The sequence below is a fragment of the Chitinophagales bacterium genome (assembly GCA_020635995.1).
Lineage (GTDB): Bacteria > Bacteroidota > Bacteroidia > Chitinophagales > UBA8649 > JAFMKE01.
The window spans coordinates 172,570-196,900 of record JACJYS010000005.1 but is presented as its reverse complement, the minus strand read 5'-3'; the positions used below and the strand labels follow the sequence as shown (position 1 = coordinate 196,900).

General features: G+C 31.4%; 25 protein-coding genes. 13 read left to right on the top strand and 12 right to left on the bottom strand.

What is annotated here, in order from left to right:
- The coding region (locus tag H6578_09325) for a hypothetical protein (GenBank protein MCB9227351.1) at positions 1–496 on the top strand (496 nt) is incomplete at its 5' end.
- A gap of 171 nt (positions 497–667) precedes the next feature.
- On the opposite strand, the gene H6578_09320 is transcribed toward H6578_09325, so the two are convergent.
- Genes H6578_09320 through H6578_09305 form a run of 4 tightly spaced genes read right to left on the bottom strand, consistent with a single transcriptional unit; the run spans position 668 to position 3,699 of the window.
- Positions 668–2,077: a Glu/Leu/Phe/Val dehydrogenase gene (locus H6578_09320; protein ID MCB9227350.1), complete on the bottom strand. Its 1,410-nt coding sequence runs from the start codon at positions 2,075–2,077 to the stop codon at positions 668–670.
- 20 nt (positions 2,078–2,097) lie between these two features.
- On the bottom strand, positions 2,098–2,319 hold the full coding sequence (locus tag H6578_09315; protein MCB9227349.1) for a hypothetical protein: 222 nt from the start codon (positions 2,317–2,319) through the stop codon (positions 2,098–2,100).
- Positions 2,273–3,016: a cytochrome c biogenesis protein CcsA gene (gene ccsA / locus H6578_09310; protein ID MCB9227348.1), complete on the bottom strand. Its 744-nt coding sequence runs from the start codon at positions 3,014–3,016 to the stop codon at positions 2,273–2,275. The genes H6578_09315 and ccsA overlap by 47 nt, the downstream gene beginning before the upstream one ends.
- A 5-nt stretch (positions 3,017–3,021) precedes the next feature.
- A complete protein-coding gene (locus H6578_09305) occupies positions 3,022–3,699 on the bottom strand; it encodes a heme exporter protein CcmB (protein ID MCB9227347.1) in 678 nt (225 codons plus the stop codon).
- Positions 3,700–3,816: 117 nt separating this feature from the next.
- Here H6578_09305 and H6578_09300 point away from each other — a divergent pair, with 117 nt between their 5' ends.
- A complete protein-coding gene (locus tag H6578_09300; GenBank protein MCB9227346.1) occupies positions 3,817–4,401 on the top strand; it encodes a carboxypeptidase-like regulatory domain-containing protein in 585 nt (194 codons plus the stop codon).
- A 552-nt stretch (positions 4,402–4,953) separates the two neighbouring features.
- Here the strand turns inward: H6578_09300 and H6578_09295 are convergent.
- Both H6578_09295 and H6578_09290 read right to left on the bottom strand, forming a co-directional pair.
- The gene (locus tag H6578_09295) at positions 4,954–5,799 is read right to left on the bottom strand and encodes an MBL fold metallo-hydrolase (GenBank protein MCB9227345.1); all 846 of its coding nucleotides are present in this window, start codon (positions 5,797–5,799) and stop codon (positions 4,954–4,956) included.
- A 1-nt stretch (position 5,800) separates the two neighbouring features.
- Positions 5,801–6,295, bottom strand: coding sequence for a 6,7-dimethyl-8-ribityllumazine synthase (locus tag H6578_09290; GenBank protein MCB9227344.1), 495 nt, complete (start codon positions 6,293–6,295; stop codon positions 5,801–5,803).
- 92 nt (positions 6,296–6,387) lie between these two features.
- On the opposite strand from H6578_09290, the gene H6578_09285 reads away from it, so the two are divergent.
- Genes H6578_09285 through H6578_09275 form a run of 3 tightly spaced genes read left to right on the top strand, consistent with a single transcriptional unit; the run spans position 6,388 to position 10,053 of the window.
- Entirely contained in the window at positions 6,388–7,692 is a 1,305-nt protein-coding gene (locus tag H6578_09285; protein MCB9227343.1) for a deoxyribodipyrimidine photo-lyase, read from the top strand.
- 37 nt (positions 7,693–7,729) lie between these two features.
- Positions 7,730–9,175 (top strand): MBOAT family protein, encoded by a 1,446-nt coding sequence (locus tag H6578_09280; GenBank protein ID MCB9227342.1) that lies wholly within the window; start codon positions 7,730–7,732, stop codon positions 9,173–9,175.
- Positions 9,175–10,053: a hypothetical protein gene (locus tag H6578_09275; protein ID MCB9227341.1), complete on the top strand. Its 879-nt coding sequence runs from the start codon at positions 9,175–9,177 to the stop codon at positions 10,051–10,053. Before H6578_09280 ends, H6578_09275 begins: the two co-directional genes overlap by 1 nt.
- A 67-nt stretch (positions 10,054–10,120) precedes the next feature.
- Here the strand turns inward: H6578_09275 and H6578_09270 are convergent, their stop codons facing one another.
- Positions 10,121–10,687: a hypothetical protein gene (locus H6578_09270; protein ID MCB9227340.1), complete on the bottom strand. Its 567-nt coding sequence runs from the start codon at positions 10,685–10,687 to the stop codon at positions 10,121–10,123.
- 101 nt (positions 10,688–10,788) lie between these two features.
- Here H6578_09270 and mtaB point away from each other — a divergent pair, with 101 nt between their 5' ends.
- The 4 genes from mtaB to H6578_09250 are packed head-to-tail and all read left to right on the top strand — an operon-like array spanning position 10,789 to position 13,887.
- Positions 10,789–12,117, top strand: a complete 1,329-nt coding sequence (gene mtaB, locus H6578_09265) for a tRNA (N(6)-L-threonylcarbamoyladenosine(37)-C(2))-methylthiotransferase MtaB (protein MCB9227339.1) — start codon at positions 10,789–10,791, stop codon at positions 12,115–12,117.
- Positions 12,118–12,123: 6 nt separating this feature from the next.
- Positions 12,124–13,311, top strand: coding sequence for a prolipoprotein diacylglyceryl transferase (locus tag H6578_09260; protein ID MCB9227338.1), 1,188 nt, complete (start codon positions 12,124–12,126; stop codon positions 13,309–13,311).
- Between the two features lie 52 nt (positions 13,312–13,363).
- Positions 13,364–13,600: a hypothetical protein gene (locus H6578_09255; protein ID MCB9227337.1), complete on the top strand. Its 237-nt coding sequence runs from the start codon at positions 13,364–13,366 to the stop codon at positions 13,598–13,600.
- The gene (locus H6578_09250) at positions 13,582–13,887 is read left to right on the top strand and encodes a type II toxin-antitoxin system RelE/ParE family toxin (GenBank protein ID MCB9227336.1); all 306 of its coding nucleotides are present in this window, start codon (positions 13,582–13,584) and stop codon (positions 13,885–13,887) included. The genes H6578_09255 and H6578_09250 overlap by 19 nt, the downstream gene beginning before the upstream one ends.
- Here H6578_09250 and H6578_09245 read toward each other — a convergent pair.
- A complete protein-coding gene (locus H6578_09245; protein ID MCB9227335.1) occupies positions 13,884–14,519 on the bottom strand; it encodes an MBL fold metallo-hydrolase in 636 nt (211 codons plus the stop codon). The two genes, H6578_09250 and H6578_09245, sit on opposite strands and share 4 nt — an antisense overlap.
- Positions 14,520–14,643: 124 nt before the next feature.
- Between H6578_09245 and H6578_09240 the strand changes: the two genes are divergently transcribed.
- The gene (locus H6578_09240) at positions 14,644–18,102 is read left to right on the top strand and encodes a PD40 domain-containing protein (GenBank protein ID MCB9227334.1); all 3,459 of its coding nucleotides are present in this window, start codon (positions 14,644–14,646) and stop codon (positions 18,100–18,102) included.
- A gap of 71 nt (positions 18,103–18,173) precedes the next feature.
- On the top strand, positions 18,174–18,857 hold the full coding sequence (locus tag H6578_09235) for an outer membrane beta-barrel protein (GenBank protein MCB9227333.1): 684 nt from the start codon (positions 18,174–18,176) through the stop codon (positions 18,855–18,857).
- A gap of 188 nt (positions 18,858–19,045) precedes the next feature.
- On the opposite strand, the gene H6578_09230 is transcribed toward H6578_09235, so the two are convergent.
- The 4 genes from H6578_09230 to H6578_09215 form a co-directional block, all read right to left on the bottom strand.
- Positions 19,046–20,080, bottom strand: a complete 1,035-nt coding sequence (locus H6578_09230) for a DUF1016 domain-containing protein (protein MCB9227332.1) — start codon at positions 20,078–20,080, stop codon at positions 19,046–19,048.
- 341 nt (positions 20,081–20,421) lie between these two features.
- Positions 20,422–20,832, bottom strand: a complete 411-nt coding sequence (locus tag H6578_09225; GenBank protein ID MCB9227331.1) for a putative toxin-antitoxin system toxin component, PIN family — start codon at positions 20,830–20,832, stop codon at positions 20,422–20,424.
- A complete protein-coding gene (locus H6578_09220) occupies positions 20,819–21,040 on the bottom strand; it encodes a hypothetical protein (GenBank protein MCB9227330.1) in 222 nt (73 codons plus the stop codon). The genes H6578_09225 and H6578_09220 overlap by 14 nt, the downstream gene beginning before the upstream one ends.
- Positions 21,041–21,391: 351 nt before the next feature.
- The gene (locus H6578_09215; GenBank protein MCB9227329.1) at positions 21,392–22,441 is read right to left on the bottom strand and encodes a hypothetical protein; all 1,050 of its coding nucleotides are present in this window, start codon (positions 22,439–22,441) and stop codon (positions 21,392–21,394) included.
- Positions 22,442–22,696: 255 nt separating this feature from the next.
- On the opposite strand from H6578_09215, the gene H6578_09210 reads away from it, so the two are divergent.
- Positions 22,697–23,602: a mechanosensitive ion channel gene (locus tag H6578_09210; GenBank protein MCB9227328.1), complete on the top strand. Its 906-nt coding sequence runs from the start codon at positions 22,697–22,699 to the stop codon at positions 23,600–23,602.
- Between the two features lie 57 nt (positions 23,603–23,659).
- Complete coding sequence (locus H6578_09205; GenBank protein ID MCB9227327.1) at positions 23,660–24,316, top strand: aquaporin; 657 nt, start codon at positions 23,660–23,662, stop codon at positions 24,314–24,316.
- Positions 24,317–24,331 lie beyond the last annotated feature (15 nt).

Genomic DNA, 24,331 nt, shown 5'->3' with positions numbered 1-24,331 from the left:
AGATAAAATAAACAAAAGTAAGTATCATAATATAGGTTTGCACAAAAGTATTTCTTCAAATACTATAAATGAAGAATTAACAAAACTACTGGCAAATAAACTAAGATTTCACTATCTAAAATTTAATGTAAAAGAAGATTTTGAAAAAATTGAAGCCTCAAAAATTCAAGAAGATTATTCACTCGGATTTTCTACTGTTTTAGGGTTTAGAAATTCCTACGGATTACCTTTTAAGCCATACCATCCAGTACTTGAAAAACAATATTCTTTTACTGTTTTCCCTCTCAATGTAATGGATAGCAGTTTATATTATTATCTCCACATTTCTAACAATGAAGATATGATTTTAGTGGCTATTAATTTTATTAAGAATAATGCTGAATCTTGTGTGTTGAGTATTTTATGGCACAATAATTTTTATGATGAAAAAACCTACCAAAAGCTTTTAGATTTCGTCAATGAACAGCAGTTTGAGTCATATTATACCAATTGTTAATACAAAATAGCCTAATCTATTTTGTGTTTTACAATGGTAAATGCCGATAGAGCAATATATTTAGTACAATAAGGCAAAGCTGAAATTGGACTATTATATATTCCTAATCGGTACAAAAAAGGCTAACCCAAAATTGAATTAGCCTTTCATTATAGTAGATAGCTTAATGTTTTATGGGAAAATACCCATACTTCCGTAGGCACTGGCTATTTTAGAAATAGAAACATAAAATGCCGCTGTTCTTAAATTTGAAATTTTATTTTCAAGTTTAGCACTTCTTATAGCTCTGTATGCATCTATCATAGTATCTTCTAAACCAGAGTTAACATAATCTAATTCATTAGCTCCTTTTATGGCCGCTTGTTTATCTTTTGACGGTATTTTATGACTTGTAGCTTTTTCTATAATATTAATCATATTTTCTTGATTATATTCTTCAAAACGCTTATTCATTCTACCAAAACGCACATGAGATAAGTTTTTTAACCACTCAAAATAAGATACCGTAACTCCTCCGGCATTAATATAAATATCCGGTATTATCATTACGCCTTTTTTCTCTAAAATTTCTTCTGCTTCCGGAGTAACAGGGCCATTAGCTGCTTCTGCTATAATTTTAGCATTTATTCTATCGGCATTCTCTATAGTTATTTGACTTTCTAAAGCAGCAGGTATTAAAATATCACATTTTACTTCTAAGCCGGCAGCACTGCTTTCTAAATTTTTAGCTCCCGGAAAATCTAAAATGCTTCCCGTTGCTTTTCTATGTTCCAATAGTTTTTCTATATCTAAGCCTTTTTTGCTGTAAACAGCTCCTTCAAGCTCAGCAACAGCTATTACTTTTGCTCCAAATTGAGTAATAATATTTGCCGCATGAAATCCTACATTTCCTAAACCTTGCACCACTACTTCTTTGCCTTTTAAGCCTGTAGTAAGCCCTAATGCTTTCATATCGTCTTTGTAGCTAACTGCTTCGTTTAGTCCATAAACTACGCCTCTACCTGTAGCTTCGGTTCTTCCTCTTATTCCATTTAATGAAACAGGCTTGCCCGTAACACACCCGTAGCCATCTATAGCATGAGAGTTTAGTGTTAAATAAGTATCTAAAATCCACGCCATTTCACGCTCTCCGGTACCATAGTCAGGAGCAGGAACATCAATACCCGCACCTATAAAGTTTTTCTTTATAAGCTCTACGGTATATCTTCTTGTTATTCTTTCTAAAATTTCTGGCGAAGTATTTCTTGGGCTTATTTTTATGCCACCTTTAGCTCCTCCAAAAGGAACATCTACAATAGCACATTTGTAAGTCATTAAAGCGGCTAAAGCCATTACTTCGTCTTGATTTACATGAATACTATACCTTATTCCTCCTTTTGTAGGTACTCGGTGCTGCGAGTGCTGCACTCTATATGCCTCCACTACTAATACGTCATCTCCGTCTTTTACCGGAAACTTCATTTTGTACACACTGTTACACAATTTAATTTGCGTAAGTAAGCCCTTAGGTAAGTTTAAATACTTAGCGGCTTTGTCAAAGTTTTTTTCTACATTTTTGTAGAAACTTGGTGATTTTGCCATATTGTTGGTTTTATAATTTTTTATTTATTTGGTTTGATTTCGTTTTCTATATTTTTTATTTTCCTTTCTAAGTAAAAAAGAAAAATAGCTATTCCTATTAAAATTACTGCCAGCACTACTATTACGGCTATCATTTTATTAGTGCCTACTAAACTTTGCTCAAAACCCGATTGATTTTGTGCAAAACTTACTATACTAATTATTAGAAATAATATTGTCGCTAAGAATTTTTGAATTTTCATTTTCACTTAAATCTATTTTTATTTGGTTGATTCTAAAAACTATACTTGCCACCCAAAAAGAAAGCAGTACCCAGCCAATAGTGGCGGGATAGAAAAACAATCTTAATGTATTGTCTAAATCGTAAGAGCTAAATGCCGGGTTTCCTCCATTTCCCGGATGCAGAGAGTCTGTAAGCCTTGGAATTATAAATATAAAAGCATTGTACATTATAAATGCAAAAATATTGTACGTAGCAGATAGTTTTGCTTTTTTAGTTTCATCATCTACACTGGCTCTTAAAATTAAATAAGCTATATAAATTAACATGCCTATGGCTGCTCCATTTAGTTTGGGGTCGTTTGTCCACGGAGCTCCCCAGGTGCTTTTAGCCCACACCATTCCCGTAAAAATGCCTAAGGCACCAAACACTACGCCTGTTTGAGCAAAACTTGCCGCTATATTATCTTTTAATGCCGTAGGATTGCTTAAATACAATATACTATATATAAATGATACAAATAATAAAGCTACCATAGCAAACCACATAGGCACATGATACAATAAATTTCTGATGGATTCATTTAAAATAGGTAGGTTGGGAAACGCTAAACCTTCTTGTCCTGTATATAATGGTATAGAAAGACCTCCAATTATTGCATAAAGCAAAAAAAGGATACTAAGTACTTTCCACCATTTTGATTTTAAAAAATTAGTCATAAATCTTAGTCGTGCCAAATATACGGAAATAGTATTACTGCTAATAACAAGGGTATAAAAATAAATGCTATAGCAATAAATAAATTATTATTAAAATTAACGCTTGGAGTGGCTCTAAACGTTTCGGTAAAAAGCTTTACAATTATGGTAAGCAAAGGTATAGATAAAGGAAAACCCAATACTACCGAGAGTACCGCACTTGAACCTGCTTTGGCAGCAATAGCACTAACATAAGTAAATAGTAAAGCATAGCCTACAGTGCCTAATGCTATACCTACAAAATATATCCAATAATTATGAGCCGGATTGCCTAAAACTACACTAAAAACCAAAGCTGAAATAAGCGAAAGCAACAATGAAACCAATCCGTTCATTAACATTTTGCCCAAAATAAATGTTCGTGGGTTTAAAAGTGTGTAATAAAAAAACATACGCCCGGCACTTTCTTTTGAAAAACTTCTAAACGTAGCATTTACCGTTGTAAACAAAATAATTAGCCAAAATAAAATAGACCAAATGGTATTATCTAAACTATCTTTAGCTCCTTGATATTCTATAGAAAAATAAATTAAGTAAACGGTAGATAGCACATACATTAATAAAGCTGCTAAAGCAAATTTTAATCTAAATTCTAACTTCAGCTCCATTGCCGCATATTGAAAAATGTTTTTAAGCATTTTCATGGGGCAAAGTTAATGGTTAAATAATATACCATATCCTACACCTTCATTATATTTAACAAGTTTTGTTATTTTTTTTACCAATCTATTACTTTTTAAAATTATTTTTGGGAACTATTTATGCAAAAAATTATTGTTAGTTTAATATTAATACTTAGTATTTCCTTTGGTTTTACTCAAGATTCCACAGTACTTTTTATGGGGAAAATAGTGCAAGGTTCAAAGCCCATTTATAATGTTACGGTAAATAACCTTAGCAAAATGACGGGTACTATTACCGATTTTTCGGGAGATTTTAAAATAAATGCCCAGCCTGGCGATAAATTTATTTTCTCCTCTATCGGCTATAAATCTGTTCATTATACTTTGCCAGATACGCTAAGCACATTAAGCTACAGAGTTTTAATAAATATGGTAGAAGACACGGTATATTTAAAAGAAGCTGTGGTGGTGCCTTGGCCCATAAATAGAACTATGCTTAAAGAAGCCATGCTTGACCGCAAAGCAGAAAAAGAAGTTATAGCACCTTACGCAGGTTTTAGGAGAATAGAGGGCGAACCAGAAGAACCTGCTCCTACCATTATGAATCCCTTATCTTTTATTTATAATAAGCTTAATAAAAAAGCCCGCCAAGAAAGAAAAATGCAGAAGTATAGAGAAATTTTAAAAGAAGATTCTTATTACGATGGCTACACGCATGATTAATTGAAACACCAATTTCACACAGTGAATATATTGATAATTGTATAACTATCCGTAAAGATACCTATGAAGTATTTTACATTAACTTTTCTTTAGAAGAAAAGTTACAAAACCTGCCTTGACGGCAGTCAGGGAATCGCACTAATACCGATTAGAAATATATAATAGTCCAATTTCGGTTGCACCTTATTGTACTAAATATATTATACACAATATAAATCAAAATATGGTATAATACCGTTTTGATAGCTGTTTAGAACAATCTTGTTCTATTACAGATATCCATGCGGTATTGCTCTATCGGCATTTACCATTGTAAAACACAAAATAGATTAGACTATTTTGTGTTGACAATTGGTATAAGTTTTCAGCGACCCATTATAACCTCAACTCCTGAAAATTAAAAACTCATCACTCCGTTCTTCAAACAGTTTAATTTTTTTACGGAGTTTTCGGTTAATGGGTGCCCCACTTGCAAACTTAAGGTGCACTTTTTATCTGACCTTAATCAAAAATACTAAAATGCTTACTATTACAATGTTAATCAGTTTTGCTTTACCCTATCAAATCTTTTAAACTACCTAAATCTTTTGCTTTATAGTTTCCTTTATCTGTTGCTTGTACTTTTGATGCTTCAGTATAAGCATCATGCTCATAAAATAAAATGTAATCTTTATCTACGGCATCTTTTAAAAAAACTTCTTTTTCTCTTACTGTATCTAATGGGCGAATATCATAACCCATAACCCACGCTATAGGAATATGTGAAGGCGAAGGCAATAAATCTGCCATAAATACAACGGTTTTACCTTCAAAATTTATAAAAGGAATTAACATACCTTCGGTATGCCCACCACATAAACCAAAAGTCAGTTCGGGAATTATTTGAGTGTATTCTGTTACAAATTCCACTTTGCCGGAATCAACCAAAGGTTGTATATTTTCTTTTAAAAATGATGCTTTTTCTCTTGCATTAGGGTTTAAAGCCCAGTCTAAATGAACTTGATCTACCCAATAAGTAGCATTGGGGAAAGTATTAAAAAATTCTCCTTTTTCGTTTTTGCTTACCGCTCCACCACCGTGGTCAAAATGCAGGTGAGTTAGTACTACATCTGTAATATCTTCCGGAGTAAATCCTTTATCTTTTAAACTCCCTAATAAACTATATGCTCCATGTGGGTGGAAATGACTAAAGAATTTTTCATCTTGTTTATCTCCCATGCCTGTGTCTATCAGTATTTTTTTATCATCAGTTTCTATTAATAAACAACGCATAGCCCATGTACATAAATTGTTTTCGTCTGGTTTTTGATATTTGCTCCAAAGCACCTTAGGTACTACGCCAAACATAGCTCCGCCATCTAATTTGAATAAGCCTGCGTGTATTACGTGTAGTTTCATTTTATTTATTTTTCAGTTTGTTTTCTAACGCTAACATTTTAAGTGTAGCGGCCGCCACTTCATGACCTTTATTGCCGTGTTTTCCTCCCGCTCTGTCTAATGCCTGCTGGTAGTTGTTAGGTGTTAGCACACCAAACATAAAAGGTTTTCCATATTTTAAAGCCATTTCTTGCAAAGCATTTGCTACAGATTGATTAATATATTTATCGTGGTCGGTTTCTCCTTTTACTACGCACCCCAATGCAATAACAGCATCTAATTTATGCCATCTGTTTAGTCTTTGGCAAGCTATGGGCAGTTCAAAAGTACCCGGAGCATATTCTATTACTAAATTATGTTGCTGTACATTTTGTTTAGAAAAAATTTCAAGGCAACCAGCTAATAAATTTTCTGTTATTTCGCTATAATATTCCGATACAACTATACCTATTTTATAGTTGCTACCGTCTGGTAGTTCATTTGAAATATGAGATAAGTTTTTTAAATCACTCGCCATTATTTTTGCATTGTTTTAAGAGGTGCAAAATTAGTAATTTTAAAACTAATGAGTTTATTAGCTGATTATAATTGTATTAATTTAGCATCTTGATGAATAGTAAAACAATTTTTTGGTTTAGGAGAGATTTGAGGTTGAAAGATAATGCAGCATTGTATTATGCTCTAAAAGAAAACAAAAACGTACAGTGTATTTTTATTTTTGATACTAATATTTTAGAAGAACTTGACAATAAAAAAGATGCACGAGTTCATTTTATACACCATACTTTAATAGAATTAAATAATGAGCTAAAAAAATATGGTGCAGGTTTAAAAACATATACCGGTAAACCTATAGAAATTATAAAAGAAATAATAGACAAAGAAGATGTAAAAGCTATTTATACCAATCATGATTATGAACCTTATGCTGTACAAAGAGATAAAAAAGTGAGTGAATATTGTGGGCAAAATAATGTGGTTTTTAAAACTTTTAAAGATCAAACCATTTTTGAAAAAGATGAAATACTAAAGGATAATGGCAAACCATATAGCGTATTTACGCCTTATTCTAAAAGATGGAAAATTAAGTTGAACGAATTTTATGTAAAGCCTTATCCTACTGAAAAATATTTCTCTAATTTTTCTGCTAAAGAATTTACCCAAATTCCAACATTAAAATCTATAGGTTTTGAAGAAACAGAAATTTCTTTCCCCACAAAAAATATAGATGTTCAAACAATAAAAAACTACCATAAAACAAGAGATATTCCATATTTAGATAGTGGCACTACGCATTTATCTGTCCATTTGCGTTTTGGTACTATTTCAATAAGGGAGCTTGCAAAAGTAGCTCAAAAGCATAATGAAAAGTACTTAAATGAGTTGATTTGGAGAGATTTTTATATGATGATATTATGGCATTATCCGCAGGTGCTTACACAAGCTTTTAAACCTAAATACGATAATATAAAATGGCGGAATAATGAAGCGGAATTTAAAGCTTGGTGCAATGGTAAAACAGGATTTCCAATAGTAGATGCAGGCATGAGGCAGTTAAATAAAACGGGATATATGCATAATAGAGTGCGTATGATAACGGCAAGTTTTTTGGTTAAAGATTTGCTGATAGATTGGCGGTGGGGCGAAGCTTATTTTGCTCAAAAATTATTAGATTATGATTTAGCGGCTAATAACGGAGGCTGGCAATGGGCGGCAGGCAGTGGCTGCGATGCTGCTCCTTATTTTAGGATTTTTAATCCTGAAAGTCAGTTGAAAAAGTTTGATGCAGAACTAAAATATGTGAGAAAATGGATAAAAGAATATGATAATCCTTTTGAGTATCCAAAACCCATTATTGATAGAAAAATAAGTAGGCAAAGAGCTTTAGATACATATAAAGATGCACTAAAATGATTAATATTCTTTAATTTAGCACAGAAGTTAATTTTTCATGCTATTCAATTCCATAGATTTTGCAGTTTTTTTGCCTATAGTTTTTGCACTGTATTGGCTAATTAAAAATACGAAAGCTCAAAATGTATTAATTGTTATAGTTAGTTATATATTTTATGGCTGGTGGGATTGGCGTTTTTTAATTCTCATAGCTTTTAGTACTCTTACCGATTTTTTTGTAGGTAAATTACTTCAAAACGAAACGGAAGTTTTTAAAAGAAAAATTTTATTAGCTATTAGTATTGTTGTCAATATAGGTATGCTGGCATTTTTTAAGTATGCTAATTTTTTCATTCAAAACTTTGCAGAGGTTTTTACTTTATTAGGCAAGCCAATCCATCTGGTTACTTTAAATATAATACTGCCTGTAGGCATAAGTTTTTATACTTTTCAAACTTTAAGCTACACCATAGATGTTTACAGAAAAAAAATAAAAGCCACACAAAACATAGTTGCTTTTACAGCTTTTGTAAGTTTTTTCCCTCAGTTAGTGGCTGGTCCCATTGAAAGAGCCAAACATTTATTACCTCAATTTTTAAATAAAAGAACTTTTAGTTATAACAATGCAGTAGTAGGCTTGCGTCAAATACTGTGGGGTTTATTTAAAAAAGTTGTTATAGCCGATAGTTGTGCTATTTATGCTGATTATGTTTTCCAAAATTATGAAACAATGAATGGGAGTGCTCTGGTAATGGGAGCATTCTTTTTTGCTATTCAAATTTATGGCGATTTTTCGGGTTATACAGATATGGCTATTGGCATAGCCAGACTTTTTGGAATAGATTTAATGCAAAATTTTGCTTTCCCTTATTTTTCAAGAGATATAGCCGAGTTTTGGCGTAGATGGCATATTTCGCTTACCACTTGGTTTAGAGATTATATATACATTCCATTAGGGGGAAGTAGAGTAGGGAAGCTAAAAACTATTAGAAATGTATTTATCATATTTATTTTGAGTGGATTTTGGCATGGAGCTAATTGGACTTTTATTGCATGGGGAGCGTTAAATGCTTTATACTTTTTACCATTATTACTGCTTAATAAAAATAGAGAAAACATAGATATTGTGGCAAAAAATAACTGGTTTCCTTCTATAAAAGAAGTTTTTTCAATGGGACTCACATTTGCTATTACCGTTTTTGCTTGGATATTTTTTAGAGCTAATAGTATGAAACAAGCCTACTTGTATATTAGTGGTATTTTTTCTCATTCTATTTTACTAAAACCCAACTATAAAGATTATAATACATCAATATGGCTTTTCTTTTTAATTGTTATTTTTATGGCAATAGAATGGCTGGGACGCAGAGATACTTTTGCTATAGAAAAAATAGGATTAGCCGTTAAAAATGTCTATGTACGATATTTTATTTATACCATATTGCTTTTATTTATTTTATGGAATATAAGTAAAGAACAAACATTTATTTACTTTCAGTTTTAATGAAAAAATTTATAAAACATATCATTTCCTTTTTTGTTTTTGTAGGATTATTTACTGCATTCAGTTTATTTGTTTTTATGCTAATAGTAAATAAAAAAGCTAAGGAATTTAATATTGATAGTAGTATAGAAAAAGTATTTATTGGCGATTCACACATACAAAAAGATATTAATGATGCTTTAATAGGAAAGGCAATAAATATAGGAGAAAGGGCAGAAGCAACTTTTTACTCTTACTATAAATTAAAATATTTACTAAAAAACAACCCCAATATAAAGGAGGTTTATTTAGGTTTTAGTTATCATAATATATCCAACTATTACGACCCTTTTGTTAAAGGAGAATATTCGTTAACTACGGCACCAAAATATTATTACTTATTGCCAAATAAAACAAAATTTTCACTTCTGTTAGATAATTATTATCATGTCTCTTTTTATAAAAGTGTAGTGAAGGTAGGTTTTGATATTTTGAAAGGCAAAGAAAAACCGTACAAAGGAAAATATCTGAATAAATATAGCAATACTCATGCGGATAAAAAGATAATGGATAAACGGTTAAAATTTCAGTATTATGATGCAAATGGAGAAATAAATGGGTTTTCTAACATCAGCATAGAATATTTGAAAAAAATACAATTGCTTTGCAAAGAATATAAGGTTGAATTTTATGTACTCAATACACCTTTGCACGCTTATTATAAATCTAAAGTTCCTATTAAGTTTATAGATAAATACAATACTGTTTTAAAAGAAAACCGCATGCAAGAACTTTTTTACGGCACTTTAATTTTTGAAGAAAAAGATTTTATTCCCGATGGCGACCATTTATCTACAGAAGGAGCTGTTGTGTTTTCAAACTATTTACAAGGGAAATAGACAAAAACAAAAAAGCTCGTATTGATTATCAATACGAGCTTTTTTATTTATTTACAATGTGAAACTGTTATTTAGTTCCTACCATTTGTATAGTACCGGCTAAAGAACCACTCATTGTTAAAGTTGAGTTTAATTGTGTTTCACTAACCATTTCACCATCTACTTTAAAGTCAATATCTATTGGAATAGGAATGGGTACATTAGGTATAGTTACACTTGTGCTAATAGTAGTTTGAGGAACAGAATAAGTGTCTCCATCTACATCTGCTACTACAGATATGTCTAATGGAAGTGTTATTGATTGTCCCATAACACTGGCATTTACATCTAATGCTACTTCTATTCTTATTTTATCAGCAGTACCATTTACGTCAGCCACATTAGCTGTAGTATTTCCGTCAGAACCACTCAATCCACCACTTCCTGTGTAATCTACGTCATAAGTCCCGGCAAATTTTTTATTAGAAGCAATATCACAATTATCGCCTTCGTAGCCATCCGGGCAACTGCCATCTGCAGTTTTGCATTGTCCATCTACACATACCATGCCCGATGGGCAAAAACTGTCTTGACATTTATCTTTACACCCAATAGTAAGTGTTAGAATAAATAAAATCGGTATTAATTTTTTCATTTTAGTTTTAATTTTTTTGTGAAAATAATTGAAATTTCTTAAAAGTACAACATTTCATAACATTTAACTGTTTTAAAATTGTAATTTCGCACTTCATTTTTATGTTTTACAATAGAAAAGTAGCATATTATACACTGGGATGTAAACTAAATTTTTCAGAAACATCTGCTATTAGCCGTAGTTTAACAGACAATGGTTATACTAAAGTTGATTTTTCTGAAAGGGCAGATTATTATATTATTAATACTTGCTCGGTTACAGATAATGCCGATAAAAAATGCAAGAATATTGTAAAACAAGCAAAAAAAATTAATCCGGAAGCAAAAGTTGTAATTATAGGTTGCTATGCTCAGTTAAAACCGGAAGAAATTGCAGGTATAAACGGTGTAGATTTAGTTTTGGGTGCTAATGAAAAATTTAATTTGCATGAGCATTTAGATAAAATAGGCGAAGAAGCCAAAGTGATAGCAGGACCAATTAAGGAAGTTGGTTTTTATAGCGAAGCTTTTTCTTATGGAGAGCGTACTCGTAGTTTTGTAAAAATACAAGACGGTTGCGATTATTTTTGCAGTTTTTGTACTATTCCTTTAGCCAGAGGACGAAGTAGAAGTTCTTCTATAAATAAAACTCTTGATTTAGTAGAAAAAGTGGCTCAAACAAAAGTTAAAGAAATAGTATTAACGGGCGTTAATATTGGCGATTTTGGCAAAACCGAAGACGGTAAGAAACACACCCAAGAAAATTTCTTTCAGTTGGTGCAAGAGTTAGATAAAGTGGAAGCAATAGACCGTTTTAGAATTTCGTCTATAGAGCCTAATTTATTAAGCAATGAAATAATAGACTTTGTAGCACAGTCTAAAAAGTTTGTACCCCATTTTCATATTCCTTTGCAAAGTGGCTCCGATAATTTACTAAAACTAATGCGTAGAAAATATGATACCGCTTTATATAGACAACGTGTTAGTAAAATCAAAGAAGTAATGCCTCATTGTTGCATTGGTGTAGATGTGATTGTTGGTTTTCCGGGAGAAACAGATGCGGAGTTTGAAAAAACAATGAATTTTTTAAAAGAATTAGATGTTTCATATTTGCATGTATTTACTTACAGCGAAAGAGCCAATACAAAAGCATTAAATATAGAACCCGTAGTGCCATTAAATGTTAGAAGAGAAAGAAGCAAGCAACTTCGTATATTGTCAGAAAAGAAAAGAAGAGCTTTTTATGAGCAATATGAAAATGAATATGCTCAAGTACTATTAGAAGCAGAAAATGATGAAGGAATAATGTATGGCTTTACCAAAAATTATATAAAAGTGGCTGTTCCTTATCAAGAAGAAATGGTTAATACCATACAAAAAGTGCAACTGAGCAAAGTGAATAGAAATGGAGCTATGGATGCTCAAATTTTAACTGAAAACCTTATAAACTAATACTTAATGAACATATTTTTTTTAAGGGCTTATGCCACTATACCTGAGTTTTTCAATGCAGTATTTGGTACTAATATACCCAATATTCCTATTAATACCTATGGTTTTTTTGTAGCAATGGGCTTTATGATGGCGGCTATTTTTGCTTCTAAAGAATTAAAAAGAAGAGGAGAAATAGGGCAGTTAGATGTAAGAGTAGAGAAACAATTAATAGGCGAAAAACCTAAAATTAAAGATTTAATTTTTCCATTTTTATTGTGGTTTTTTGTGGGAATGAAGTTTTTAGGGGCTTTAATTCATAATCCCAGTTTATTAACTCAAGGGCAAGGCACAGTAGCTTATTTATTTTCATCTCAGGGTTTTCCCTTATATGGATTTATTACAGGAGCTTTGGCTGTGGCTTATACTTATTACAAAATAAACAAAGCAGCATTGCCTACCCCAAAAGAAGTAGATGTAAATATTGAACCACAAGATTTAATAGGCGAATTAGTTTTTGTGGCAGCATTTTTTGGCGTAGTAGGTGCCAGCATTTTTGAAGTTATACAGCCAAAGTCAGAAATGACATTAGCAGAATTATTTAGCGACCCTATGAATTTTTTAAGTGGATTGACTATTTATGGAGGCTTATTCTTTGGAATATTGGGCGTTACTATTTATGCAAAATACAGAAAACTAAAACCTTGGGTATTGTTTGATACTATTTCTCCCACTTTTATTTTAGCTATGGCATTTGGTCGTATGGGATGTCATTTTAGTGGCGATGGCGATTGGGGAAAAGTAAATCCGCACCCGGCACCAAGTTGGCTGCCAGAGTATTTTTGGAGCAATCAATACGCACATAATGTTATAAACGAAGGCGAAAAAATAGCCGGTTGTGTAGGTAATTATTGTCATCAGTTGCCACAGGGCGTATATCCAACAGCTATTTACGAAATTCTTATGTTTTTTATTTTATTTGCCATTCTTTGGTCTTTGCGTAAAAAAGTGCAATTTATGCCCGGTTTTATGTTTATGATGCTGTTTGTAGCCAGTGGTTTAGAGCGTTATCCTATAGAAATAATAAGAGTTACCGATAGATATCCAAACTTTTTCAATTTATCGCAGGCACAAATTATATCTGTGGCAATGATAATAGTAGGTATAGCAGGTATGGTGTATTTAAAAAATAGGTATAAAGGGAAAATTAATTAAATACTTTTTATTCTAAAATCCTTTCGTTATATTTGGAATAAATACTTGTGCTATGAATGTTGCTGAAATTAAACTGAATTTGATAAATAAAATTACTGAATTAAAAAATAATTCAATAGTTGAAGAACTTCAAAAAATATTAGATTTTGAGTTAGATACAGTTACATATAAATTGAGTAAGCTTGAAAAAGAAAGAATATTGAAAGCAGAAGAAGAACTTAAAAATTCTGAATTAATAGATAATGATAGCGTCAATAAACAGATTGACACATGGCTAAAAGAAAAATAATTTGGACAAAGACAGCAGTAGCTGAAAGACTAGCAATATTAGAGTATTGGATTAATAGAAACAAATCAAAATATTTTAGTATAAAACTTAACGCTTTAATTCAAGAAAGTTTAGAACGTTTAGCAAAAAATCCAAAAATTGGAAGGAATACAGATTTTAGTAAAGTAAGGGTTAAAATTGTAAAAAATTATTTGTTGTTTTATAAGTTTAATAATGAAGAATTGATAGTGCTATCTTTATGGGACGGAAGAAGACATGAAAAAAGTTTAAAAATAAACGAAACTTAAAAAAACGGATTATTTTCCTTTTCAAAACCTATTTGAGTAGCTTGCCCGTGTCCGTTGTACACTTTAGTCTCATTAGGTAGTACAAATAGCTTTTCTCTTATAGAATTTAATAGTTGCTGATGATTGCCTCCTGGCAAATCTGTTCTGCCAATACTCATAAAAAACAGTACATCTCCACCTATTATAAAACCATCTTTTTGGCTATAAAAACAAATACTTGCTGGCGAGTGCCCCGGTGTAAATAAAATACTTAATTCGCTGTTGCCAAAAGTAATAATATCTCCCTCATCTATATATTTTTCAATAGCAGGCGAAGGCTCAAAAATAAAACCATACATCTGTCCGTGTGCCGGAGCAGCATCAAGCACCACTTTTTCGCCTTTATGAGCTTCTAATTTTAAGTTATATTCTTTAGCCACAAAAGCATTGCCACAAATATGATCTAAATGGCAATGTGTATTTAAAAGTTTTATAGGTTTTAAATCCTTATTTTTTATGAAAGTTTTTAATTGCCTCCTTTCATTTTCGGTATAACAACCGGGGTCTATAATTACACATTCTTTGGTTTCATCAAAAAGTATATAGGTATTTTCTTGAAATGGATTAAAGGCAAATGAGGCAACTTCTATCATTTTTTTACGTTTTTTTACACTAAAGTGTAAATTTTATAAAATATAATTATAGTAAACAAACTATTCTATGTAATTTTCGTTTTCAAATTTAATGCAAGCTAAAAAACTACATATAAAATTCATTTTGGCAACTTTTACTCTTATAGGGAGTTTCTTTTTTGCTAATGCCCAATATTCTAATGTGGAGTTTGGTAAAAATAGAGTTCAGTATAAAAAATTTAAGTGGCAATTTTACGAAACCGACAATTTTAGAATTTATTTTTCTCAAGGTGGGCAAGATATTGGAAAGTATGTAATTCAAGCAGCAGAAAAAAACTTGGAGCATGTAAATGAATTGCTTGACTTCAAATTGTCAAACAAATTAGACATAATTGTGTACAATGATATTTCTGATATGCACCAAACCAATATTGGCATAAAAGAAGATGTAGAAAATATATCGGGCACAGTACAGCTTAAAAACAATAGGCTTTTTGTATATTTTAATGGCAAACATAGCGATATAGATAAGCAAATTAAAAGAGGAATAGCCGAATTGTATATCAATAGAGTTTCAGGAGGAAATGGCATACAAGAATTAATTAAAAACTCCTTTTTAGTAGATTTTCCTTATTGGTTTGCAGAAGGATTGGCACGCTATGTTTCAGAAGATTGGACTACAGAAAATGACAACCGCTTAAAACAAGGAATTTTATCGGGACAATTTTCAGATTTATCTAAATTAAGTATTGAAGACCAAGCATTTGTAGGACATTCTGTTTGGTCTTTTTTAGAACAAAATTTTTCTAAAGATGTAATAGGCAATATACTATATTTAGCTAAAGTAAATAGAAGTGTAGAAGAGGCTTTTGTGTATTCTACAGGCTATTCATTAGATGAATTTTTAAAGCAATGGTACACTTATCATAAAGATAGATTTGAAAAAGAACAGCAGAATAAGCAAAAAGTAGATGTAGATGAAAGTATAGTACTTAAAAAGAAGAAAAAGTTTGAAAAATACAATGCCGTTATTAGCCCCGATGGAAAATATATAGCTTATGCCGCCAATAAATTAGGGCGATGGAAAGTATTTGTTTACAACATACAAGATGAAACTACAAAACATATAAAAAGTGGCGGTTTTAAAACCTTTAATTTAGAAACAGATTTATCTTCTCCTATATTGGCTTGGGAACCTAAAGGGAAAAAGCTGAGCGTTGTTTATGAAAGAAAAGATATGTTTTACATAGCACACTACGATTCAGAAAATTTTAAGCGAGAAGAAAAACCCCGACCTTTTAGAAAATTTCAAAAAATATTTGATTTTGCTTATGCACAAGATAGTAGAAATATAGTAATGTCGGCCATGCAAAATGGACAAATAGATATTTATACCTATTACTTGCCCAGTAGCCGATTAGAAAACCTTACCAAAGATTTTTATGATGATTTGCAACCAAGTTTTGCAAAATTGGGAGCAAGAGAAGGCGTGCTTTTTATTTCTAACCGTCCAAACGATTCACTTATTAATCAGCGTTTAGATACCATTTTGCCCAATAGAAATTTTGATGTTTTCTTTTATGATTTTAATAATCCTTTTCAAAAATTAGCACAAGTAACATTTACACCATTGGCTAATGAGAGCTATCCACAGCAGTTTAATGATAGTAGCTACACTTTTCTTAGCGATTATACGGGAGTAAACAATCAATATATAGGAAGTTTAAACTCTGTACAAGTAGGCGAACGCACAAAATACATTTATACTACAACCACTTCTTTTGGCAAAGAAGACTCTATTATAATAGATAAAGGAATAAACCTGCAAGATGCTATGGAAGAAGGTGTAGAAGTAAAGGATGTAGTAAGCCAAGAAAATGTACCGATAATTAAAACACAAGGTGTCAATTATTTAAACTCTAATTACGATATGAGTTTCTCTAATTTGTCTTTGGCATTATTAAGACAGAAAAAGTTAGAGAGTTTTAAAGCAGGCAATAAGCAATATTTTTTAGTAAAAGATATAGATAATGCAGAAAATAATAACGGTAGCAATACATTATTTATGCAAGGAGAATTAGACAAATATGCAAGACAGCAAAGTTTAAAACAAAATCAACTACAAACCGAAGTAGATACCGTAAGTTTTAAAAATATAAATAGAGAAAAAATTTACCAAAGCAAATTTGATAGCTGGGATATTTTATCTGCTAAGCACCGAGAAGCACTGGAAATAAACAGAACCATAGAAGAAGAAAAAAGCAACATTTATAAATTTACAAGAACAAGGCAGTATTTCTTAAAATTTATGACAGAAGATGTGGCAATAGGCTTAAACACTTCAACTTTAATTTCACAATATCAGCCATTTCAGCCGGGAATGCCGGCACTGCGTAATCCGGCAATTAGCGGTATGATAAGTTTTGGAATAACCGATTTATTTGAAAACCACAAAATATACGGAGGCTTTAGTTTAGATTTTTTCTCTAACGCTAACCCTGAAACACCTCCAGGCTATGTTTTGCCTTTTAAAGTAAGGCTGTTTGATAATAACCAGCTGTACATAACCTACGAAAACCTAAAAGGGCGGTGGGATAAAAGATTTACCTATTATAGAAGAAATTTCAACAAAATAGGAGTGCTGTCTAATGGCACAGACGCAGTTTTAGCCAACTTAAATATTAGGACAAATATAGTAGAAACCAAGTTTATTTATCCATTTAATATGCTTAATAGCCTGAGGGTAGGCGTAGGTTTTAGAAATGATAGAAATATTTTTAAATCTACAGATTATATTACTTTAAATGAGGCAAACTCAAGCCAAAATTGGTTATACACAAAACTTGAATACGTACACGACCATACTATAGAAATACAGCAAAATATAAGAAATGGTTTTAGGTTTAATGCTTTTGTAGAGTTTCAAAAAGAGTTTCCTACAAAAGAAGATACTATAGCCAAAGAAAGTGTACAAATGCCCATTTTTAATAACTCGTATATGTTAATATGGGGTTTTGATGCACGACATTATCAAAAAGTATATAATAATATTATTTGGGCAAATAGATTAGCTTATAGCACATCGGTAGGCACTAAAAAAATGATATATTATTTAGGAGCTACAGACGGTATTATATCTCCAAGTTTTGATGAAAATACTAACATTAATTATAATAATAATTATGCATATCAAAGTGCGGCAGTGAATATGAGAGGCTTTATGCAAAATATAAGAAATGGCAATAGCTTTTTGGTTTGGAACACAGAATTGAGAGTACCTATATTTTCTGCTTTTAGAAAAAAACCTTTGCGTTCTAATTTCTTAAAGAATTTGCAGTTAATAGGTTTTTATGATTTAGGAACAGCATGGGAAGGAGCAACACCTTTTTCTAATGATAATATAGCCCAAGAAACAAGACAAAATAACACTGGTACGGCAGTAGCTAGAATAGATGTTTATAAACAGCCTTTTGTAATGGCTTTAGGCTTAGGAACAAGAATAGAATTACTTGGATATTTTATACGAATAGATTACGGCTGGGGCTACGATACAGGCAAATTTAACAAAGCAAGATTACAATTTTCTTTAGGCGTTGATTTTTAAAAATAAGCTTACTTGGTATATTTTTTGTGGCTCTTAAAGTGTTAGTAATCAATAAAAAACATAACATTATAATGAAAAAAATAATACTTTTAACAGCAATAATAACATTAATAAGCGTAGGGCAAAACAAAGCACAGCGTACTGTAAATATAGGTTTGTACGTTGATCCCGCTATAGAATTTGCTATTACTCCAAATTTAGATAAAAACAAAGGTATAGGCGGTGGAATAGGCTACGGTTTAATGGTAGATTGGGATATTAGCGACCGCTTTGCTTTAAACACAGGATTAGGAGGGAGCTACAGAACTTTTAGAGTAGAAAATAAAAGTTTATATGCTTTAAAAAGCACTTATTACGATTCGGATATTCCTGTGGCAATGCTACCCAACAGTATTTCTAAGTACAAGCTACAGTATTTAGAGTTGCCTATTAATTTAAAGTTGAAAACCAACGACATTAATAACTACAATATATATGCTTTAGTGGGAATAACCAATAGGTTTAACTTAGGTGCAAGAGCTAATATAAGACCGGGAGGCAATAAAGATGCGGCTTTTGATGCTAAAGTAAAAAAAGATGTATTTTTTTATGATGTACCTTTTAATGTGGGTGCAGGAATACATTGGTTTTTAAAAGACAATTTAAGAGCCGTAGCAGGTATAGAATACAGTCATGGATTAATAGACATTACAAAGTCTGACAATTCAAGAGTAACCCTTAGCGAAATAAAATTGCGTTTAGGAGTATTGTTTTAACATTAAATCTACTCAAATTCTCAAGGCACTCGTCATTCAGAACGGAACGAAGTGGAGTGAAGAATCTTTTATTCCATAGTTGGCAACCTTTCTGATTTTCATTTTATACCAATTAACACAAAATCGTCTAATCTATTTTGTGTTAACAAAGATTGGTATTATATTGTTAACGGAGGGCTTTCTTCGGGCTATTGTTCTTCGTTGTTGTTTAGTTTGTCTATATTTTCCTTTACTAACCGTTCTAATTGATAGGAAGCAACTCCTAAAGGTTTGTCTAAGCCACGCATAGCGTATTCTACTTTTACCTTGCTTTTTGATGCACACAACAAAAGTCCGATAGTTGGCTCGTCTGTTGGTGTTTTTAGCTTATCGTCAATAGCACTAATGTAAAAGTTGAGTTTAGAAACATACTCGGGCAAAAATTCACCTGCTTTAAGTTCTATCACAACATAGGCGTGTAAAACGGTATGATAAAAAAGCAAATCAATTTTATAATCGGTATTGTCCACTTCAACAGCGTATTGTCTGCCTACAAATGCAAAACCTTTTCCTAATTCCAATAGAAAATCTGTGATTTTTTGTGTCAATAGATTTTCAATTTCTACTTCTTTGGCTTTTCTATAAAGCATCAGAAAATCAAAATTGTAAGGGTCTTTAAAAATACTTTTTGCCAAGTCGGATTGATAATCGGGCAAGGTATTTTCAAAATTGTTCAATGCCTTGCTGTCTCTTTCGTAAAGTTTGCTTTGTATTTGTAAGAGCATTACATCTCTGCTCCATTCGTTTTTGGCTGTTTCACTTATATAAAAAGCTCTTTTTGTGGTATCTTTTACTTTTGTTAATAGACTGATGTGATGATACCAGGTTATTTGTGCAAGTGGTACTTGCACAAATTCATTTTCTGATTGTGCAAGTGGAACTTGCACGATTGGAAAATGAGGATAGGCTTCGGCAAAAGCTCTCATATATTTGAGGTTTCTTACCGAAAAGCCTGAATTTTCAGGGAAGTTTTCAGCTAAATCTATAGCCAAAAGGTCAATTACTTTGCTTCCCCAGCCGTTTTGATTTTGTTTTTCAAGAATAGAGTTCCCGATTTCCCAATAAAGCGTGAGCATTTCGGTATTGACTTTTAATGCTGTTCGGGTTTGGGCGAGTTTTATTTTGTTGGAAATAAATGCTGACCAATCTTTATAATCTTTGCTTTGAATAATCTTATCACTCATATTAAAAGTCCCTTTAATAGACCACAAAGGTACAAAAAAGGCTATGCGAATGTTACAAAGCCTTTATAGTATTGTTATTACCTTATACCAACACAAAATAGTCTAATCTATTTTATGTTTTACAATAGTAAATGCCGATATATTCCTAATAGATATAAGATTGCTTCACTCCGTTCGCAAAGACGAACCTACGCAAACACGTCCTTGTGAGTGAGGCACGAACGAAACAATCTAAAGTACAACATAGCATTAGCTATAGTCTCTATAGTGCTTTTTCGTAATCTTGTTCTGTTTTTATAGGTTTTATTTTCATAATCTTATTTTTTAAATTGTGTCAGCATTTATTTAATTCCGTTTAAAAAATCACTAAATGTTATAATTTTTGTTTTTTCAATTTTCTCTAAAATCAATAAATCCTTATCTCCACTTATCAAGTAATCAGCTTTAGAATCTATTGAGAGATTTAGCAGAAAATTATCCTTTTCGTCTCGGCATATTTTGACATCTGATTTTACTTTTACGAGTATTCCATATTCTTCAAAAAGTTTGAGTACTTTTTCAATATCCTTTTTCGTGAAGTATTTTTTAAATTTTGGTCGGCTTACAACATCTACAAATTCTTCCAACAATTCATTTGAAAAAACCAATTGAATATTCCCATTAATTATTAATTTGTCAAGAGAATTTAAGTTTTTGGTAATCAGAAAACTAATCCAAAGATTTGTGTCAAGAATTATTTTACTTTTTCTCATACCTATTTTCTCTAACTTCCTCAACTTCTTTTGTTATTTCTTCAAGTGAAATTTGATTGCTTGATGATTTAGATCTTAATTTCTTTAGAAGTGCAGAAAAATCATATTTGGCATTTTCATTATTTATTTTGATTAAGTTCAAATCAGCTAAATCTTTCAAAAGATTTTTAGCTTTTGGGTTTAGTATTTCTATTCTAATTGTTTCCATCCAACTTTAAATTTTCTATAAATTTAAAAAATTATTTCAAATTGGTTTTGATTGTCCAAATTTTGTTCAGTATGTGGTACAACGACTTACATATATGTGTCTATAATGTGCATGAGGGTATTGGTCATGAGCCAATATAGCTCATGCTTAAATTACGGGCTATCCATCAAGGTGAAAAGAGCTTGGTGGGGACGTGAATCTAACCACCGCATACAGCCTGTGAACCATACGTATAGTGGTATATTTATAATAAAATGTTTTTTCAGCGGTATTCATGAGAACGCTTCGCTTAGTTGAGAGGTGCACTCTCCTCAACTATGGGGAGAGCCGTCTACTATATTGTGCATTCGCCTATTCATTTAATATTTTTTCAAATTCCTTGTAATCATCTATAACTACTTTTCTGATACTGCCATCTGCATTTGGTTTAACCAAACCTGTAGTTTCCATTTCATCCAAAATCTTCGTTGCCTGTTTTACACCCACTTTAAGAGTCCTTTGTATTAAAGAAACTGAACCCTGTTTATTTAAAATAATTGCTTTACAGGCCTTTAAAAAGAAATTGTTTCTTTTCTGTTCATCCGTCAAAATTATTTTTGGTTTTGGAAAAAACTTATCATTCAAACTTTTATCAAAAGTTTGAATTTCTTCAGATATTGTTTCAAAAGTCGGATAATTGTCTTCAAGATATTTCAAAGATTTATGTAATGAATGATTGTTTAAAACATTCTCTTTTTCTTTCCTTAAATTTTCATAATTGAATAATTGCTTATTTTTTAACTCTTTTTGTTCATAATGTCTTGATTTATTCAAACCAAACAAACCTTTTGAAGGTATTTCTATTAATTGTAATCTACGATAAGATTCAGTGATTTTTTGATTATAATCATTTTCTAGTTTTTGATATTTTGCTAACTCTGAATTTAAATTGTCTAAAACTGTTTTTGATAAATCGCTATTTGCGGAACTTTCATTTTTTAAATCTTTCAGAATTTTCATATGTTCTTTGATTTCTGACTTATCTGAAATTTCTTCTAATATTTGGATAGCGTCTTCAAAACTTTTTTTTAATCGTAAATAATATGTTTCAACAAAGTACTTTTTTAATTTTGGAAGTTGAATATTATTTATTAATTCTAATATTTGAATATTATTAAATGCTAATGATTTATAAAATCTCTGTTCTTCTTTTAAAGTAATCTCAGCAATTTGGTTATCTAAAATTTGTTTATTTAGTTGTGTTGTTTCTGATAGTTGTTTATTTAGAGCATTAAGTTGTTTGCTTTGATGAACCTGAACATCTAACATTCTTTTATTCAACTTTGTGAGTTCTTCAAGTTTAACAGATTGATGAATGTTTAGTAATCTGTCAAAAGTAGATAATCGTACTGTCTGTATCATTTGTATGGTTAGTTATTCTTTTTAGGTAATGCACAACAATTGTATATACAAACGCTTATGTCATATATATTTCGTTTGTACGGAGTGCAAGATATATTATTTATTTCTTATTTTCAAATTTATTGGTTAAAAAACTTAAAGGGCTACTTATCTATATTCAAGATAAGAACACCTTGAAAAGTACAAGAGATAATTTCCTACTTTGTTTTAAACTTTAATGTAGATAGTAATGCAAAAGTTGTATTTTAGCATCGTATGTTAGAAAGCATATTAAAATTTAAGCTATTTACTATAAAGGACACTCCTTTTTACTTAGAAAATATTATACTATCGGTATTAATAGTGTTGTTTATTATGGTAGCATACATATTATTAGTACGATTTGTTTTAAACCCGTATTTTAAAAGAAGAAAAATAGAGCCGGGCAGGGTTTATGCCATAAAACAGTTAATAAAATATGTGCTGGTAATTATTGCTTTTTTGTTGGTAGTACAAACACTGGGTTTTAAAATATCTAAACTATGGGCAGCCGGTGCGGCACTTTTAGTAGGTATAGGTTTAGGTTTGCAACAAACATTTAACGATTTTGCTTCAGGTATTATTCTGCTTATGGAAGGCTCAGTACAGAAAGGCGACTGGATAAAAGTGGGAGAGATGGAAGGTGTGGTTAAAAAAATAGGAATGAGAACTTCTTTAATTACCACCCGAAGAAATATTTCTATTATAGTTCCCAATTCGCAAATAACGGTAAATAATGTAATAAACCTTAGCCATTTTAATAAAACAACACTTCACATTGTGCCAGTAGGTGTGGCTTATGGTAGCGATACGCATTTAGTTAAAAAAGTACTCCTTGAATGTGCCGAAAGACATAGCAAGGTGCTCCCCGGTGCATTTGTGAGATTTGTAAATTTTGGCGATTCATCTTTAGATTTTCAGTTGCTGTTTTGGAGCAATGAATATCAAAAAATAGAAGATGTTAAGAGTGATATACATTTTATGATAGATGCGGCATTTAGAAAATACAATATAGAAATTCCGTTCCCTCAGCGAGATTTACATGTTAAAGGTGGTTCAAAAATAGAAAACATAGTTAGCTACCAAAAAGATATAGATGCAGAAGAAACTTCAAGAAAATTTAGTGAACCTAAGAAAGAGTAAACTAAAATATGGGTATTTCTTATTTTTACTAACTACAAAAATTAAAAACCAAGCATTATGAAAAAATACATAGCAGAATTTATAGGCACTTTTTTATTAGTTTTTTTGGGCACGGGGTCTGTTATAGTAAATGTGCAAACCGATGGCAGTTTGGGCTTGGTAGGCATTTCTTTTGCGTGGGGTTTAGTAGTGGCAGCATTAATTTATGTATTTGGTCCTATTTCGGGTACACATATTAACCCTGCGGTTACTATTAGCTTAGCTATAGGAGGTTTAATGCCAAAAAAAGAAGTGCTTGGGTATTTGCTTACTCAAATTATTGGGGCAATTGCGGCAAGTGCTTTGTTGAAAATTCTATTTCCGGAAACGGAAACTATGGGTGGCACTATGCCTTCGGGTAGTGTTTTACAATCTTTTGTTTTAGAGTTTATAATGACTTTTATCTTGCTATTGACAGTTTTAGGTATTACAGCTAAAAAAGAAACAGAGCATTTAACAGGTTTAGTAGTTGGTTTGGTTATAGTTGCCATTATTTTGTTTGCAGGACCTATTTCAGGAGCGTCTATCAATCCCGCCAGAAGTATTGGCCCTGCTGTAGTTGCCTGCAATCTTAATAACCTTTGGTTGTATATAGTTGCTCCAATTTTGGGTGCTACATCAGCTGTTTTGCTGTGGAAATATTTTGGAACACCAGAAAATGATACTAACTGTTAATGCAAAATAGTCTAA

Bases quoted from the DNA above. Each gene is read 5' to 3' on its own strand.
- H6578_09220 (MCB9227330.1), bottom strand. From the start codon at position 21,040: ATGGAAACAATTAGAATAGAAATACTAAACCCAAAAGCTAAAAATCTT.
- H6578_09315 (MCB9227349.1), bottom strand. From the start codon at position 2,319: ATGAAAATTCAAAAATTCTTAGCGACAATATTATTTCTAATAATTAGT.
- H6578_09285 (MCB9227343.1), top strand. From the start codon at position 6,388: ATGAATAGTAAAACAATTTTTTGGTTTAGGAGAGATTTGAGGTTGAAA.
- H6578_09225 (MCB9227331.1), bottom strand. From the start codon at position 20,832: ATGAGAAAAAGTAAAATAATTCTTGACACAAATCTTTGGATTAGTTTT.
- H6578_09250 (MCB9227336.1), top strand. From the start codon at position 13,582: ATGGCTAAAAGAAAAATAATTTGGACAAAGACAGCAGTAGCTGAAAGA.
- H6578_09205 (MCB9227327.1), top strand. From the start codon at position 23,660: ATGAAAAAATACATAGCAGAATTTATAGGCACTTTTTTATTAGTTTTT.
- H6578_09210 (MCB9227328.1), top strand. From the start codon at position 22,697: ATGTTAGAAAGCATATTAAAATTTAAGCTATTTACTATAAAGGACACT.
- H6578_09280 (MCB9227342.1), top strand. From the start codon at position 7,730: ATGCTATTCAATTCCATAGATTTTGCAGTTTTTTTGCCTATAGTTTTT.
- H6578_09295 (MCB9227345.1), bottom strand. From the start codon at position 5,799: ATGAAACTACACGTAATACACGCAGGCTTATTCAAATTAGATGGCGGA.
- H6578_09320 (MCB9227350.1), bottom strand. From the start codon at position 2,077: ATGGCAAAATCACCAAGTTTCTACAAAAATGTAGAAAAAAACTTTGAC.
- H6578_09275 (MCB9227341.1), top strand. From the start codon at position 9,175: ATGAAAAAATTTATAAAACATATCATTTCCTTTTTTGTTTTTGTAGGA.
- H6578_09300 (MCB9227346.1), top strand. From the start codon at position 3,817: ATGCAAAAAATTATTGTTAGTTTAATATTAATACTTAGTATTTCCTTT.
- H6578_09270 (MCB9227340.1), bottom strand. From the start codon at position 10,687: ATGAAAAAATTAATACCGATTTTATTTATTCTAACACTTACTATTGGG.
- mtaB (MCB9227339.1), top strand. From the start codon at position 10,789: ATGTTTTACAATAGAAAAGTAGCATATTATACACTGGGATGTAAACTA.
- H6578_09260 (MCB9227338.1), top strand. From the start codon at position 12,124: ATGAACATATTTTTTTTAAGGGCTTATGCCACTATACCTGAGTTTTTC.
- H6578_09255 (MCB9227337.1), top strand. From the start codon at position 13,364: ATGAATGTTGCTGAAATTAAACTGAATTTGATAAATAAAATTACTGAA.
- H6578_09215 (MCB9227329.1), bottom strand. From the start codon at position 22,441: ATGATACAGACAGTACGATTATCTACTTTTGACAGATTACTAAACATT.
- H6578_09230 (MCB9227332.1), bottom strand. From the start codon at position 20,080: ATGAGTGATAAGATTATTCAAAGCAAAGATTATAAAGATTGGTCAGCA.
- H6578_09305 (MCB9227347.1), bottom strand. From the start codon at position 3,699: ATGAAAATGCTTAAAAACATTTTTCAATATGCGGCAATGGAGCTGAAG.
- ccsA (MCB9227348.1), bottom strand. From the start codon at position 3,016: ATGACTAATTTTTTAAAATCAAAATGGTGGAAAGTACTTAGTATCCTT.
- H6578_09245 (MCB9227335.1), bottom strand. From the start codon at position 14,519: ATGATAGAAGTTGCCTCATTTGCCTTTAATCCATTTCAAGAAAATACC.
- H6578_09290 (MCB9227344.1), bottom strand. From the start codon at position 6,295: ATGGCGAGTGATTTAAAAAACTTATCTCATATTTCAAATGAACTACCA.
- H6578_09235 (MCB9227333.1), top strand. From the start codon at position 18,174: ATGAAAAAAATAATACTTTTAACAGCAATAATAACATTAATAAGCGTA.